14 protein-coding genes are annotated in these 16,169 nt (G+C 41.5%); 4 read left to right on the top strand and 10 right to left on the bottom strand.

From position 1 onward, the window contains the following. Nucleotides 1–15 precede the first annotated feature (15 nt). From NST01_RS18715 to NST01_RS18685, 7 genes are all read right to left on the bottom strand, one after another. Nucleotides 16–1,344 carry a CitMHS family transporter gene (locus NST01_RS18715; RefSeq protein ID WP_017359919.1) on the bottom strand — a complete coding sequence of 443 codons (1,329 nt, stop codon included), beginning with the start codon at nt 1,342–1,344 and terminating at the stop codon, nt 16–18. Nucleotides 1,345–1,638: 294 nt separating this feature from the next. Then, a complete protein-coding gene (locus NST01_RS18710) occupies nt 1,639–3,705 on the bottom strand; it encodes a beta-galactosidase (RefSeq protein ID WP_116306534.1) in 2,067 nt (688 codons plus the stop codon). Nucleotides 3,706–3,728: 23 nt separating this feature from the next. Beyond that, a complete protein-coding gene (locus NST01_RS18705) occupies nt 3,729–4,937 on the bottom strand; it encodes a glycoside hydrolase family 53 protein (protein WP_039962843.1) in 1,209 nt (402 codons plus the stop codon). Between the two features lie 11 nt (nt 4,938–4,948). Next, nucleotides 4,949–5,791 (bottom strand): sugar ABC transporter permease, encoded by an 843-nt coding sequence (locus NST01_RS18700; protein ID WP_007497274.1) that lies wholly within the window; start codon nt 5,789–5,791, stop codon nt 4,949–4,951. 1 nt (nt 5,792) lies between these two features. Continuing rightward, nucleotides 5,793–7,031 carry a carbohydrate ABC transporter permease gene (locus NST01_RS18695; protein ID WP_045033662.1) on the bottom strand — a complete coding sequence of 413 codons (1,239 nt, stop codon included), beginning with the start codon at nt 7,029–7,031 and terminating at the stop codon, nt 5,793–5,795. A gap of 145 nt (nt 7,032–7,176) precedes the next feature. Then, on the bottom strand, nt 7,177–8,442 hold the full coding sequence (locus NST01_RS18690; RefSeq protein WP_008347347.1) for an extracellular solute-binding protein: 1,266 nt from the start codon (nt 8,440–8,442) through the stop codon (nt 7,177–7,179). 172 nt (nt 8,443–8,614) lie between these two features. Continuing rightward, nucleotides 8,615–9,610, bottom strand: a complete 996-nt coding sequence (locus NST01_RS18685) for a LacI family DNA-binding transcriptional regulator (protein ID WP_024720441.1) — start codon at nt 9,608–9,610, stop codon at nt 8,615–8,617. Nucleotides 9,611–9,782: 172 nt separating this feature from the next. Between NST01_RS18685 and NST01_RS18680 the strand changes: the two genes are divergently transcribed. Beyond that, nucleotides 9,783–10,682, top strand: a complete 900-nt coding sequence (locus NST01_RS18680) for a LysR family transcriptional regulator (protein ID WP_017359912.1) — start codon at nt 9,783–9,785, stop codon at nt 10,680–10,682. Between the two features lie 16 nt (nt 10,683–10,698). On the opposite strand, the gene NST01_RS18675 is transcribed toward NST01_RS18680, so the two are convergent. From NST01_RS18675 to NST01_RS18665, 3 genes are all read right to left on the bottom strand, one after another. Next, entirely contained in the window at nt 10,699–12,375 is a 1,677-nt protein-coding gene (locus NST01_RS18675; protein WP_008347341.1) for a hypothetical protein, read from the bottom strand. Between the two features lie 82 nt (nt 12,376–12,457). After that, nucleotides 12,458–12,868 carry a hypothetical protein gene (locus tag NST01_RS18670; RefSeq protein ID WP_098680412.1) on the bottom strand — a complete coding sequence of 137 codons (411 nt, stop codon included), beginning with the start codon at nt 12,866–12,868 and terminating at the stop codon, nt 12,458–12,460. A gap of 12 nt (nt 12,869–12,880) precedes the next feature. Next, nucleotides 12,881–14,365 carry a lipase family protein gene (locus tag NST01_RS18665; protein ID WP_249476666.1) on the bottom strand — a complete coding sequence of 495 codons (1,485 nt, stop codon included), beginning with the start codon at nt 14,363–14,365 and terminating at the stop codon, nt 12,881–12,883. 129 nt (nt 14,366–14,494) lie between these two features. Between NST01_RS18665 and NST01_RS18660 the strand changes: the two genes are divergently transcribed. From NST01_RS18660 to NST01_RS18650, 3 genes are all read left to right on the top strand, one after another. Then, entirely contained in the window at nt 14,495–15,001 is a 507-nt protein-coding gene (locus NST01_RS18660) for a DUF1433 domain-containing protein (RefSeq protein ID WP_035704010.1), read from the top strand. A gap of 81 nt (nt 15,002–15,082) precedes the next feature. Then, nucleotides 15,083–15,562, top strand: a complete 480-nt coding sequence (locus NST01_RS18655; protein ID WP_048001200.1) for a DUF1433 domain-containing protein — start codon at nt 15,083–15,085, stop codon at nt 15,560–15,562. A 60-nt stretch (nt 15,563–15,622) separates the two neighbouring features. After that, nucleotides 15,623–16,105: a DUF1433 domain-containing protein gene (locus NST01_RS18650; RefSeq protein ID WP_249476667.1), complete on the top strand. Its 483-nt coding sequence runs from the start codon at nt 15,623–15,625 to the stop codon at nt 16,103–16,105. The last annotated feature ends 64 nt before the right edge of the window (nt 16,106–16,169 follow it).

The raw sequence follows: 16,169 nt of genomic DNA, 5'->3' as shown, positions 1-16,169 counted from the left end.
GCATGTCTTTCTTTTTTATATGATGCCAATCAGTTTGGCGACGATGAGTAAAACGATACTGAACCCCCACATCCAAAAGAAGGAGTAGCGGATATGTTTCCCCATATCGACCCCTGCAAGACCGATGGCGAGCCATACAGCAGGTGCAAGAGGGCTGACAAAGGTGCCGATGATATTTCCAATCATCATGGCGTATGCTGCAGATGTCCCTGACACGCCAACCTCTGATGTAATCGATTCGACAATCGGCAGAAGTGCATAATAATAGGCATCCGTACTTGTCAGCATATCAAGCGGAACCCCAAATATCCCCACAATGATATGTAAAAATGGCAGTAAGAAAGCTGGCAAAATGTGAATGCTGTCCACTGCAATCGCCTTTAGCATGCCCGTTCCTTCAAGAATCCCTAAAAAAGAACCTGCGGAGAAAATAACAGCCGCCATCATTAGTGCACTCGGGGCATGTGCCTTAATTCGCTCCATTTGTAAATTCACATTTGGAAAGTTAATCAGAAGTGCTAGTGAAAGACCAATCATAAACATATAGCTAGCAGGAATCACGTTCAGCACAAGAAGGACAACAACAGCTAAAAATAGAATGAGGTTGACCCACATTAAGTGATAACGCTTTAAAGACGCATCGCCTGTTTCGCTGATCGATTGAATGGCACGATCCCAATCGGCGCCTTCTAATTGGACAGCGGCTACTTCATTTGCGGCGATTTTCACCCGAATTCGTTTTTCTTCTCTTTTTCCTAAAATGAATGCCATTCCTAATACGAGCACGACCCCGATCAGCTGAATGGGAATAAGCGGTACCCACAGTTCAGATGGGTCCATATTTAGAACACTTGCTGCCCGTCCTGTGGGGCCAGCCCATGGAATCATATTGGTTAATCCAGCACTCGTCCCGATTAACAAAAGCAATAAATAAGGACTCATATGTAATTTTTTATAAAGCGGAAGCAGTGCAGGTACAGTTAATAAAAAGGTGGTAGCTCCTGCTCCGTCTAAGTGTGCGATGACCCCAATCAAGGCAGTTCCCATCGCAACTGTGACAACATTTCCTTTTGTCAGCTTGATTAATGCTTTAATTACAGGTTCAAAGAACCCTGTATCTTGTAAAATGCCAAAAAATAAAATGGCGAAGATAAACATGGTCGCCACTGGCAATACTTTGATAATCCCTTGTTCAAAGAAAGTTTGAATGTCATTGATACCAAACCCCGCGATGAGCGCCCCTATTAAAGGCACCATGACCATGGCGACAATTGGACTCGCTTTCCCCCAAATCAGCAAAACAACAATCGTTAAAATAATCAACAATCCAACAAACGTTAACATAAGCCCCTCCCCCTACAATAAACCGTTTACATTTGTTTGTTTTTATACCAATGCAGTCCCACATCTGCATTGAAAAAAAGAGTATCAAAAATATGAGTATTAGGCAACCGCTTTCATACCTATACAATGGTAAAAAAGGATGGTGAATCCAATCGTGGCGCGGTGTTCAATATGTCAAAAAATTTAGATAAAAAATAATGATTCTATTGGTAATCTACTACCGGAAGAGATTTTATAGGTATTTAGATTCACTTAAAAGTAAAAAGCGCCCTTTGGATGGACGCTTCTTTCACGCTATTTTTTCAAAATAACGTATTCGTAAGGATTCAGTTGTAACTGTTGAGATGTATGCTGTCCAGTCAGCATATTTTCATAGCTTTCCGCTGAATCTAGTGAAATGTTCTGTTGCTGTTCTGTAAAATTCATCATAAACACAAAGTCCTGCGATCCATCTGTTCGTTTCTGGACACTGACGCCCTCTGGAATCGAAGAGGATAGGATCGGTTGTATGCCTATTCCTGTGATAAGGTCTTCGTAAAAATCATCATAAAACGCCTGCTCATTTTCAGAAGCCATATAGTATGCTTTCCCTTTGCCAAATGGACGGACAGTAAGGGCGGGCTGTCCTTCATAGCAGCCATTCTCAAAATGCCCTAACACAGAGGCTGTTTCAGGATGAATGGACTCGCAATATTGCCCGACATGATAAGTGCGTCCATTTCCTGTGGTCATTAAAACGTGTTCATCTGGCATCAATGTGTTGATTTCCTCTGCCCAAACACCAAGTACATGGCGGAGAGGACCGGGGAAACCACCAAGGAAACAGAGGTCGTTTTCATCGACCATGCCGCTCCAGTATGTTGCCACAAAAATGCCGCCCTCTTTGACAAATGCTTCGATCTTTTCTGCCACGCCTGGTTTGATCATGTAGAGCATTGGTCCAACAAGCACTCGATAGGATGAGAAATCCTTTTCCATCCCGACAATATCAACAGGGATGCCCTTTTTCCAGAAGCTTCGATAATGAGTTTGGCAAGCCTCTACATAGCGTTTGTTGGTATTATTTAAGCCTTGCGCATCATCAATTGCCCAATGGTTTTCCCAATCATATATGATGGCGACTTCTGGTTGAACGGATGTACCCGCAATCGGCTGAAGCTGCTCCAGCTGTTTTCCTAAATCAGCGACTTCTTGAAACACACGCGTGTGTTCATGTCCTGAATGATCCACAACAGCGCCGTGGAATTTTTCAGAGGCGCCTCGACCTTGTCTCCACTGGAAATAAAGGACGGAGTCGGACCCGTGGGCAATCGCCTGCATGGCAGAGAGGTGTGCCATTCCTTTATGCTTCACCTTATTCACTTCATGCCAGTTCACGAGGCTTGGTGTGCTTTCCATCACAAGAAACGGCTGACCGCCCTTTAATGAACGATACAAATCGTGAACGAAGGCGACGTTTGACGCTAATTCTGCAGTGGTTTCTCTGCCGCTATGCCATGCTGGATAGCTATCCCATGAGATCACGTCGACTTCTTTTGCAAATTGATGATAATCCAGTCCAAGGAATGGACGCATATGCGGATAGTCGCCCATAAAATTGGTGGTTACTGGCACATGAGGTGTTAATTCTCTCAGCGGTTCAATCTCATTTTGATAAAAATTGATCGTTTGCGCTGTGACAAAACGCTTCCAATCTAGGTTCATGCCGTGAATCATATGCTCCCCGTGAGGTGCTGGTGACTCGATTTGCGACCAATCGGTAAAGGTGTGGCTCCAAAATCCCGTCCACCATGCTTGATTCAAAGCTTCAAGGTCATGGTTGTATTTGTCTTTCAAATAGTCTCTAAATGCTTCTTGGCAAAGATCACAATGACATTCACCGCCGTATTCATTTGAAATGTGCCACATGATCAGCGCTGGATGATCCTTGTAGCGTTCAGCAAGCAAACGATTGAGTGTATTCGTTTTTTCTCGATAAACCGGTGAGGTGAAGCAATGATTATGGCGAAGTCCGTGTAAGTTGCGCTGGCGGTTTGCTTCAACGCGTAAGACTTCTGGATATGTTTGCGAGAGCCAAGCAGGTCTTGCTCCGCTTGGCGTGGCGAGAATGGCGTGAGCTCCCTGCGCTGCCAAGCGGTCCATGATATCATCCAGCCAGGCAAAATCATATTCCCCTTCTTTTGGCTCGAGCTTGCTCCAAGCGAAAATATTGATAGAGAATGTTTGACAGTGTGCAAGCTTCATTAATCGAAAATCTTCGTCAATGATCTCCGGCATATGGAGCCATTGATCAGGATTATAGTCGCCACCATGCAAAAAGCCTTTCACATTTGGGTGGACGAGTGGGTAACGCTTTCCCATTTTGTCACGTCCTATCTGTTTAATTACGGTGTCATTTGTTTAAATACATCAAGAGAAGGCAGGGCTTTTCCGTTGAAATCGAACATGGCCTGATTTTCCCAAGCATTCCCGACTGTCCCGGTTGTTTGAATATAAGCGAGCCCGTATTGACTAGACCACGGAGCACCTTTTGCTGGAATCCAAAGCGGCTCCCAATAAAAGAACCCTTTCCCGCGATTGTTTTTTACTTGTGAAATTTTTTCTGATAGATCTCGTATAAAAGATGCCTGCCCTTGTGGTGATGCTGGATAACCGGCCGTATTGACTGAATCTTGGTTAAATGAGTTATCGAGGTTGTCACCATTTGCTGTTGTAAAGCCGTAGGCGGTTTCTACCACGATGACATCTTTGTTATAGCGGGCGCTAATATCATTCATATTGTTAGTAAGACCGCTAAATCCGCCGTCCCAATACGGGTAGTAAGATAAACCGATCGTATCGAACGAAACGCCTCGTTTGGTGATTTCATCAAACCACCAGCGAGATGCACCATTGTCTCCTCCATGTGCAAGGTGAAGCATGACTTTGATGTTTGAATCGACAGAGCGGACAGCATTTGTCCCCGCTTTTAGCAAAGCAGCGAGCCGGTCAAATTCACCGCCGCCTTCACCCCAGCTCTTTCCGTTCGGCCAAAGCATACCTGAATTCAATTCATTCCCGACCTGTACCATATTTGGCAGGGCATTTTGTGCTTTCATCGCTTTAAGTACATCGCTTGTGTAAGTGCCAACAGCTTTTTCTAAATCGCTTTGCGAGAGATTGGTCCAAGCTTTCGGTTTGAACTGTTTACCGGGATCGGTCCAGAAATCACTGTAGTGAAAATCAAGCAGCACTTTCATGTTTTGTGCTTTTGCACGTTTCGAGAGAGCAATGGCGGTATTTAAATCGTTTGTCCCGCCGTTATAGGCACGGCCTTGGTTGTCGTATGGATGGTTCCAGAGTCTGATGCGCACATAGTTGACACCTTTCTCTTTTAATAGCTTGAGCGGATCAACCTGCTGCCAGTTTTGGTTGTAGTATTTGCCGCCGCTTCGCTCCACTTCTGCGAGCATGGAGATATCGGCTCCTTTGATGAAATCACCTTGCAATCCATTGATCGGTTTCACCGAAATCGTATCAGCCTTTGCTTCAGGCAGAATACCTAACCCCATCAGAAAGAAAACGACAACAGTGACAAGCAACCATTTCTTCATCAAATCTCCCCTTATCCTTTTGTCCCGCCTTGTGTGAGGCCGGATACAAATTGTTTTTGTAAAACAAGAAACAATAAAGCAACTGGAATCGCAATGAGTAAAGCCCCGGCTGCAAAGGTCGTGTAGCTGGCACCCATTTTGTCTGATACAAGATTGTATAGACCGATTGGGAGCGTATACATTTCGGGTGAGCGGACAATGACACTGGAGATGATGAAATCACCGAGCGGTCCTGTAAATGAGTTGATGGCAACAACGGCTAAAATCGGCTTGGCAAGCGGCATAATAATTTGGATGAAAATCCGGAAATGCCCTGCGCCATCCATTCTGGCTGATTCATCGAGATCCTTTGGAATCGCATCAAGATAGCCTTTCATTAAATACGTATTCATCGGAATTTGTCCGCCTGCATAAATCAAAATCAATGCAAGGTGGCTGTTAATGAGTCCAAGCATTTGAGCCAATACAAATATGGCAATCAGTGCTGAAAATTGAGGAATCATTTGCAGCAGCAAAAAGAGCATCAGTCCATTCTTGCGTCCTTTGAATCGGAACCTAGAAAAGGCATAACCTGTAAAGCTGACAAGTATCAACGTTAAGAGCATAGTCGCAATACTGATTTTCATTGAGTTCCAATACCATTTCGCATAAAGTGCTCCCTGACCGAAGAAGAGTTCTGTAAAGTGGCTGAACGTTGGATTCTTCGGAAACATGCTTGTGCTCATCAGGCTGTTCCCAGGATTAAAGGAAGCGCCGATCGTCCAAAGGAGTGGATATAGAATACAAACGGAGGCAATGAAAAGGATGAAATAAGTGATACTCAGGCGAATGAGCTTATTTTGTTTTGATCCCATATCACATCATGTCCTCCTCTTTGAATGAATTCGTTCTCTTAAACTGCCAAAGTGCAATGGCAATGACGAAGATTGACAGTAAGATCGTAACAGCTGCAGCAAGTGCATATTGAGAAGACTGCATCGTCAGTTTGTAAATCCAAGACACCAAGATGTCTGTGCCCCCCGCTGTGGATCCAGCAACAGGCGGTCCTCCGCCATTAAATAAGTAGATGATATTAAAGTTGTTAAAGTTAAACGTATACTGCGTGATTAATATAGGTGCAATTGAATAGAGGACAAGCGGTAATGTAATGGAACGGAATTTCTGAAAGAAATTTGCCCCATCAATGGTTGCAGCCTCGTATAAATCTTCAGGAATGGCCTGCAAAACGCCGGTTGTCATAATGAACACAAAAGGAAAACCAAGCCAAGTCTGCATCGCAATAAGAGCAATTTTGCTCCAAAATGGATCTGTCAGCCATGGTTTTGGATCAATTCCAATCGATGCAAAAAGGGTATTGTTGATCGCACCAAACGTGTCGTTAAACAATCCAGCAAACACCAAAATGGTCACAAATCCTGGAACAGCCCACGGCAGAATCAAAATCGTTCTGAAAAACCGTTTTCCTTTTAAATCTTTTTGATTGAGCAGAACCGCTAGGAAAATGCCGACAGCACATTGAAGGGTCGATGCAGCCAACGTCCATACGACCGTCCAGCCCAGTACATCAATGAATGTGTCTCTCCAAATATCGATTGAAAAGATATTTTGAAAGTTTTTGATGCCTACCCAATCAATGAGATTGGCAGGAGGCGAGTGGTATAAATCATAGTTTGTAAAGGCCAGCGCAAAGCTGAACATAATAGGAAAGACAACAGAGAATAGAAGTAAAAAGAAAGCAGGAGTGCTCATTAAGTAAGGAAAGCCTTGATCGATGAGCTGATGGTATTGAGCACGGATGGAATGAAGCGGAACCCCTTGATCACGTTTCTTTCCGTTCATAAATGCATCTCGTATCATGAGTACATAAAAACCGATGCCAAATCCAGCTGTTAAAAGTGCAATAATTCCTTTTGCTAAAAGGAAAACAGAGTTGTCACGAGGCAGCATCGTACCAAGTGTGAACAGCCCCCAGAAGCCAATATTGAATAAATCATAAAACACAAGTAGAAAAGAAACGCCAAACAGGAAAAAGAGTGCCCCTTTGCCATACTGTTTGTTGTATATTTGCCCCATCCCGGGTATAAGAGAGAACATTAGCGCCCGTCTCCGGTGTGTCTTTGATTCCACTATGTGTGTGCGGTCTAGTTCAAGGTTACCCGTCACGTCTAACACCTACTTCATATGAAATTAGATCAAGTGCAGGCAGCATGATAGATGAACAGCTACCTGCGCTTGATGTTTATTTGGAGTGATTCGCTTTAATTTGCGAGTCGATTTGTTTGACCGCATCATCAAATGCCTTTTTCACATCGGTACGGCCGGTCGCAATCAGCCCTAATGCGCTGTCAATCGGCTTCCACACCTCTGCCATTTCTGGATTGTTCGGTGTCAGCGTGGCATATTTCGTTTGCTTTGAAACAGCATCCGCATTAGCGTTTTCAGTAATGACTGGGTCTTTCATCAGCTTTTTCACTGGTGGAATTTCCTCTGTGACTTCAAAGCGCTTTTTCGAATTTTTTTCGTTCGTAATAAACTCAACAAATTTCTCGGCAAGTTCTTTATTTTTAGAATAAGAGGAGACGTTGTAGCTCTTTACACCTAAGAACGAGCTCATATGTTTTCCGTTAGGGAGTGTTGGCAGTTCCGTCACGCCATAGTCGATACCCGCTTCTTTATAAGGACCAAATGACCATGGACCAGAAATCACAGCCGCTGCCTTTTTCTCAGTGAATAAGGAATTGAGGACATTGATTCCTTGCTCACCAATGATGCCTTTCGGGAAAAGACCTTCGCTAAAGAATGTCTGAATGTATTTTCCGCCTTCGATGGCACCATCGTTATTAAGACCAATATCATTGACGTCATAAGACCCATCGTTTTTCTGTTTGAAAATATAGCCGCCTGAACCGCCTAATACACTTTGTGCGTAATAAATTTCATCCCACTTCGCAACAAAACCGTATTTCCCGTCCTTTGTCAGCTTTTTCGAAAGGTCATACCAGCCATCGAGTGTCGTTGGTGCCTTTTTCACAAGGTCTTTGTTATAGAAAAGCACAGTGGTTTCAACGGATTTTGGCAGGCCATACAGCTTACCATCTACCGTTTGTGATTGAATCGATTCGTCTGTGAAGGAATTGATTACTTTTTGATCTGGTTTGATTTCTTGTAACAATCCCTCTGTGACAGCTGATCCAATTTGGTCGTGAGGCATGGTGATGACATCTGGACCAGTGCCGGCTGCGCCATCAAGACGAAGCGCTTCAATTTGGTCGGCATATGCTTTTTCGACTACTTTGACTTTCACGTCGTTTTGTTTTTCAAATTCTTTGACAGCGTCTTGAATCCCATCAGACTTTTTGACATCCTCCCACACTAGCAAGGTCTTTGTACCTGTAGATGCCGGCTGTGTACCGCTTGAATTGTCATCTCCTGGTCCGCATGCTGACAGCAGAAGCACAGCAGTACCAACGACTGCCGATAATGTCGCCCATTTTCCCTTTTTCATTCGTAATCCCCTCTCGTTCTTTTTTCACAGATGATAAGAAAACGCTTTCTTAATGTGAGAATATCAACTTGAGTAAAAAAAGTAAACACATTTTATTAAATTTATTAAGTAAAATTTTTTACTGAAATAAAGAGAAAAGAAGCCCACCATATACGGCAGGCCTTCCAGCTGTTTATATCGTGCTTTTCCGAAAGACAGGTTCTGAGGCAATCAGCACGGTTTTTGGTAATGTTCTGCCATCAACAAGTCTTTCTAAAAGTAAATCGACAGCTGTTTCGCAAAGTAAAGAGGTATGGATGTGATAAGTTGTGAGCGGTGGTGACACATATTGAGAGACGTGAATATCGTTGATACTAAAGACACTCACTCGATTTGGTAAAGAAAAACCGCGTTCATTTAATGCTTGTAAACAGCCTATCGCAAGAGGATCACTTGCGACACAAAAAGCGGTTGGCAGGTGATCACCGAGCTCGTCGATCGCCTTCATCATCAATGAATAGCCTTCATCTACAGAGAAGTGGTGACCGATATAGACCAATTGTTCATCCAGTTTGTTGTGTGCTGTCATGTACTGGCGGAAGGTCGTTTCACGAATATCTGGAATCCGCCTATTTGTATTGAGATCAAGATCTGTCCCGCCAATAAATCCGATGGATGTGTGCTGTTTTTCGATAAAAGAATCAATAATCTTTTCTACAATTCGTTTCAGGTTTGGTTTTACAGAATCAAAGCGGTCTTCATCTGGTGATGTATCAATAAAGACGATATGTTTTGTGATCGCATATAATTGATCAAGCTCAGTTTTTTTAAATCGACCGATGGCGATGATGCCTTCTGTAGAAGGATCAATCGATTGAAGACCATCAGACGGGTTGTAAGCGGTAACATTTAAGCTTCGGGTATTGGTGAGTTCCTCAATGCCTAGACGAATGGATTTAAAATAAATATCTTCAAGCTCTTCTTTTTCGGTCATCCAATAGAGAAAGGCAATTTTTTTTAGTGAATGTTTGAATGTCTTTTTTTGATAGGACAAAGCTTCTGCTGCCGCGTATACTCTCTCACGTGTTTGATCTGTAACAGATAGGTTGGGATCTTGGTTCAATACGCGAGACACGGTAGCGATGGATAATCCGGCTTTTTCCGCAATGTCCTTTATTTTAGCTGCCAAGTCAGCACCTCCTATAGAAAATATCTCCTTTCAGTATAGAGTCTTTAAAAAAATTAGTAAATATTTTTATTAAATTGATTGCGTTTAGACTGTTCTTTACGATCTCGAAAGGAATTAGTAAGATATATGTATTGAAGATGTAGGATTAAGATTTCTGATAGGAGAGGGACAGATGTATTATGATGCACTGAAGACATTTGTGACAGTGGTAGAAGAGAAAAACTTTACAAAAGCAGCTCAGAAGCTACGGATTTCTCAACCGAGTGTCAGTCTTCACATTAAGAACTTGGAGCAGGAATTTCAGACGGTTCTGCTCAATCGTTCGCCAAAGCAATTAACGGTGACGCCAACTGGGGATATGCTGTACCATCGATCAAAACAAATCATTCGTTTATATGAACAGGCGAAGCAGGATATTTATGAGCATCATCATCTGGCACGAGGGAAGCTCACGATTGGAGCGAGTTTTACCATTGGGGAGTATGTGCTGCCGCAAATCTTGGCACAATTTCATCAGCTTTATCCGCATGTTGATATTGAGGTAGTCATTGATAATACAGAGGCGATCGCTAGACATGTTCGGTTGTTCCATGTCGACATCGGACTGATCGAAGGACAAACCAATGACAAAGAACTCTCTGTGGAAACGTTTCTAGAGGATGAACTGTATATCGTTGCCCCATTAGACCATCCGTTTGCAAAGAAAAAGGATGTCACCATTGATCAATTGCAAAATGAAACATGGATCACAAGAGAAGAGGGATCTGGGACAGGAGAATACTTACAGCACGTCCTGAAATCAAATGGACTGAAAGCGCGGACCTTTGTGACATTTAGCAGCAATCAAGCGATTAAAGAAGCTGTCATTCATGGAATGGGGCTGTCTGTTTTATCTAAATATGTCCTCCAGCGGGGCAGCATTGGCGGGGAATTGGCTGTCATTTCTGTGAGGGGAATGGACTTTAAACGGACATTTTCCTATGTCGAATCCCCGATGACAGGTGGGAATAAGAATAAGGAATTGCTTGTTGAGTTGTTGAGAAAAGAGAGAAAAGACGCTTCTCCGCAGTAGGAGAAACGTCTTTTTTTTATAATCCTTTGATGTTGATTTCATCGACTGGTAGGAAAATCTCACCTGTATCTGTGTACTTCATGGTGACTTGATCGCCTTCTTTTAAATAAATAATAAGAGGCTCTTTTTCAGATGACATGGTGTAGTTTTTCCCATCGTCTAGTAAGAAGGTGACGGTTGTATAATCACCGGTCTTTTCCTTATACACCCTCTTCACTTTGCCTGTTGACTCTTTCTTTTCTTGCTTTGATGAACTATTGACGGTACCGCCGCCTTTTTGAAGAGCTGTTTTATAGGCTCTTAGTGCTTCGTTTGGTGTAGAAGCGTATGCGGCGATCTCAGGATTGGCTGCCGAAACAATAAAGTAGTTTTGCAGGAACCCGTTTGAATCAAGAACAGGTGTAAGCCAGCTGGCTTCCCCGTAGAAATTATAAAGAATCGGCATGCGGCCCTTCCATTTCTTCTCGATAAATCGTTTCTCAATAATTTGCAAAGCTCCCTGTGAATCCATGTAGGATTCTTCAAGATTACCCGTATAATACGTAGCTTTTCCTGTTCGGGCATTTGTCAGTGCATACCCGAGCATGGAATCAACGCCCTCTTTTGGACTGGTGAAATCTGTGAAGTAATACATATCCCCTTTTGAATCAAACACTGGACTTACATTGGCTTCCGTTCCCTCGTCTGAAGGCAGCTTCACATCTGATTTTCCAAACATACTGTTCCAGAAACCATGAACATAGTTGCCGAAGTAACTATTTTGCAGACTGACGGCCTCTGGCGAAACAGCGCCATCAATAAAGGCTGGTACTTTGTCTAAGGAATATTTCTTCGTTTCACCCGTTTTGGCATCCACAACAACCACACCTGAAGCTTTAAACCCGTTTCGTGCAGAGATGAAATCTCCAAATGTTTGGATGTAATAAGGCTTGCCATCATCATTGATCTCGAGCTGCGTGTCTCCATAGAAAATCAAGTCTGGGTACTGAAGACGGATATGCCGCTCAATTTCCTTATTGAAATAGGAAGAAGGCGTATAGACCATCTCGGTTTTCACAAACTTTGGATTGGCAGATGAGTCGGTCGCACTTAATGTAAAGTAACCTGGTGTGCTACCAGAACGAATCCATTTAAAGAAATCGGAGAACTCGACGGGTGCGATATACACATACTCACCATTGACCTTCTGAATTTGCAAGCTGCCAAGCTCGTAGTAGCTCGTGTTTGGCACCTGTCCGAACGATTTCTTCATCTTATTGCGAGCAAATTGCGGTGGTACACTCGCAGGTGTTTCTGTCTCATCAAACGCTTTGATTTCGACTTTTTGCTCCATTTTAGACACGTCGAATTTCTCATTTGCATTAAATAGAAAAGCGGTTGCCATATAAACACCGAGCAACAATAAAATGAGAAATAATACGCCTTTGATCTTTCGCTCCAATCCCACTGATAAAAAGGCACCTGCTGCTGTCACAACAAGTCCAATGAGCCACAGTGATGATGGGTTGCGGTCTAAATTGGTGATGTAGTAGAAGCCGAAAATCCCGATGATGAACAGCAGTGCCAGTCCCGCAATCCACATAAGCGGCACCTGTTGTTCAGTCCCTTTCTTTCTAACGATTAACCTGAGTGGTGTGAGCAAAAGGGTCAGGACAAGACCGATCACAACCGAAAATAACAACATATATCCCACAAACAGATCTCCTTTCAAATCAATCACTCTTTTAGTATATACGAGTGAAACGGGGAAAAGATTCACCGGATAGAAGGTTCATTTAAATGCCGATCGAGTCGATGGCGGATTGAACATCTTCTTTCAGCTCAAAAAATGTGAGTCTTTTTTCGATTTTTTCGATTAAGGCGTCAATCGCTTCACCTGACATATGGGTTTGGATGTTCTTTTGATGTTTGTACACGTTAATCAGAAGGTCATCAATTAGATCTACTATTTTTTTGGCTTCTTGACGATCCTCTGCAAATTCATTTTGAAGTTGATGCCGGATGGCTCTGATCAGCGCTGTTTTCTGTTCTTCTTTGATCTTTGCCTTCAAAGCAGCCAGCTCTGCTGGTGTCATGTCTTCCGTGTTAAAGTTTGCTTGAGAGAAGATGGAGCTTGATGTATGCGTATCTGTCACTCTCTGCAAAAAACGATCTGCATCTGTTGGTTGTTTCTTTGAAAATTCCATTTGTCGTACTCCTTAAGAAATCCCCATATTCTTGGCAAGGGTTGTATCTGCATCGTGGTATTGTTTTCCTAGCTGGCTCATATCATCTGATATTGAGTCCGTCCACCTTTTCATATCCATCGCATGATCAATCGCTGCATCATACTTTTTAACTGAATAGAACTCATTTTCAAGACCCTCTGTTTTTAAGTGGCGAATGACAGCATCCACATCTGAAGCCGTCAGCTGATCATACGAACCAAAACCGACAATTTGTTTGTATCTTGAACGAACGCGTTCCACCGATTGATCCACTTTGTCATCGAGTTTCTCAATTTTGCGAATGATTTGCTGCATATGGTGCTCGGCATATGTGGAGAATGTACGACCTGTGTTCATAAGAACATGCGACTTGATTAAAATCGCTACCACACTTTGCGGGTGAACATTTGATTGGCTCAATTGATGTAACATGGCGGCAGTGAGAGAAGGGTTTTTTCTCAACATATCATCAATGGTTTGAACGGAGCCATCTGACGAAAAGGAATACCGGTCTAAGCCATGGCTGCCGGCGAGGGCTTCAAGAAATAAATTCGCATCAAGTGAAGGATTCACACTCATTGCCCGATTGAGGAGATTTTTCATAAATTGGACGGCCTTTGAGGAGTCCTCAGTGTAATCGACGCCTTCAGGTAAAGCGGCATCATACATCACTTTCACACGACCGATTTCTGTCGTATGACGATTTAAGAGAGATAGCCCGTCATTGAGATTGATATATTCTGTTAATCTACTACGGTAATCACCTTTTAATGCTTTGGCTTGCAGACCATCCGATAGATTTGGGTAAATATTCGGATTCTCAAAGGTGACCCCGCCTTTAATAAAATCATTTTTGACAAGAACATAAGAAGCATTTGACCCGCCAAGTGAATGCCCTGTCACATACATCTTCGCATTCGGCATTTTCTTATGGATCTCTTTCGCATACCGGTCCGCTTGCACCATTTGATTCTCTGCACCGTGTTCAAAAGGGATATTTTTAATCAAATACTTCGTATCTGAAATCAACCAATCTTGTACAATCTCATTTGTATAGGTCGTTGTCCCTGTCGTCATCTTCGTCGTGACTTCCTTTGACGTCTCTGACTGGCTAAAAGGAGGAAGCTTTGTCAAAATGGTAGAAAGAAGATCATCTGACTCTTTTTTTCCATGTTTTTTAATGGTATCTTTATATTGGCCTGCGCCAATTGGTTCTGATCCGCGGTAGGCGATGACGGCGTTTTTGATTTTGGTGAGGTCTTTGCCTTTACCGGATCGAATAAAGTCATCCTTTGATACCAGAGTTAGTGAGTTAAGCCCTTTTTCTGTTTCTTTATAGTCAATGACATACATTTTTCTATCATTGCTAATTTCTATTTCTTTATAGTCCTTATAGTTTTTAATAGCATAAGATTTTGTTGATATTTCTTTATAGTCTTCGTCAGTAAGCTTAAATCGAGTTGACTTTATGGTCAATATTAACACTCCTGTTATCTTTATATTTGGTAATTATATTATGTAGTGGTATAAATATCTATTTTAGATCTATCGCTTATTATACAAAAAATATCTCTATTATATCAATAAAAGGTGGATATTATTTAAATGAAAAATACAATTAAAATTATATGTGTTCTAGTTCTCGTCATAGTTATCTCAGTGATTTTACTTATTCTAGAATTTGACAAGAAAAAAGAATCAAACGATGCGGGAGGAAAAAATATCGTGGAAGAAAGAGAAAAGAGTGATCAAGAATTAGCAGAAGAGTTTGCAGAGAAGATGAAACCCAAGATTGAAGAGCACTTACACAAAAGAGATATTCATAACTTTATAAAAACCATAACGTTTGAAAAAGATGTGACCATTAACCCAATGGGAGATATTACGATTGATGGTTATGTAAATGATGAACCGGAAAAGTACGGTTTCTCAGCTTCTTTACAATATAGAGCTAAAAAAATCGGTTCAATGAGTTATGACCCTGATTTATCAGACCGCTTTATAGATTGGGAAGAATATAAAGATGAGCCGGAAGTGAAAGAAAATTACCTTAAAAGTTTTACTAAGGAGGAACGTGATCAGTATCTGAGAGACATTGGAGAAAAAGAGTAAAACAGGTACTAGCCTACCTGTTTTTATTTTGTCAAATTCAATAGTCAGCTGATTAAAGTTCATTAAGGAGTTTTGCTTTTTATGAAAAATATCATGAAATTTTCTATCATAATTGTGGTCGCCGTCATCTCCGTAACTGTGTTTGTTGTAGAGTACATTCATCAGAGTTTTTCAGATGAAGTAGTGCAAGAGAAAAGCGATCAAGAAAAGGCCGAAGAATTCGCAGAAAAGATGAAACCAAAAATTGAAGAATATTTACATGAAAAAGATATTCACAATTTTATTAAAACCATCACATTTAAAAAAAATGTATCTATAAGCCCTATGGGTTATGTCACAGTTGATGGATATATAAATAACGATGCAGAAAAATATCATTTTTCTGCATCATTAATATACAAATCTAATGAAATAGGTTCGATGAGTCATTCTCCTGATTTATCATATCGCTTTAAAAACTGGGATAAATATAAAGAAGAGCCTGAAATAAAGGGAAACTATCTTAAACGACTCTCTGAAAAAGAACGTGAACAGTACCTCAAGGATATTGGGGATAAATAACAAAAAGTTGATAAATTACCTTTTTTATTTTTCATTATTAAGAAGGTGGCAACGGTAGACATGAAAAACACAATAAAACTTGTATCTGTTTTGGTCGTTATCATCATTGTCTCAGTGACTTCGTTAATCACTCAGCACAATAAGCAAAGTAAATCAAATGATGTGGTAAAAGAAAAGAGCGATCAAGAAAAAGCAGAAGAGCTCGCAGAAAAAATGAAGCCTAAAATAGAAGAATGTTTACGCAAAGAAGACATCCATCACTTTATTAAGACCATAACGTTTAAGGAGAGGGTAACTATTAATCCTATGGGCTACATCGTAATTAGAGGATATATAAATGATGAGCCAGAAAAGTACGAGTTCTCCGCTTCATTAAAGTATAGAACAAAAGAAATCGGTTCAATGAGTTATTCAGGAGAACTAGGAGATCGTTTTGAGAACTGGGATGATTTTGATCCTCAAGTGAAAGAAGACTATTTAAATAGTTTATCTAAAAAAGAACGCGAACAATATTTGAAAGACATTGGAGAAAAAGTGAAATAACAAGTCGACAAAGCCGATTGATTCCCTAAATCAATTTCAAAATATGCTATCATTCCCCTAACAA

It is taken from the genome of Bacillus sp. FSL R7-0166 (assembly GCF_038008935.1).
Lineage (GTDB): Bacteria > Bacillota > Bacilli > Bacillales > Bacillaceae > Bacillus > Bacillus altitudinis.
This window is presented reverse-complemented; position numbering and strand designations above follow the sequence as displayed.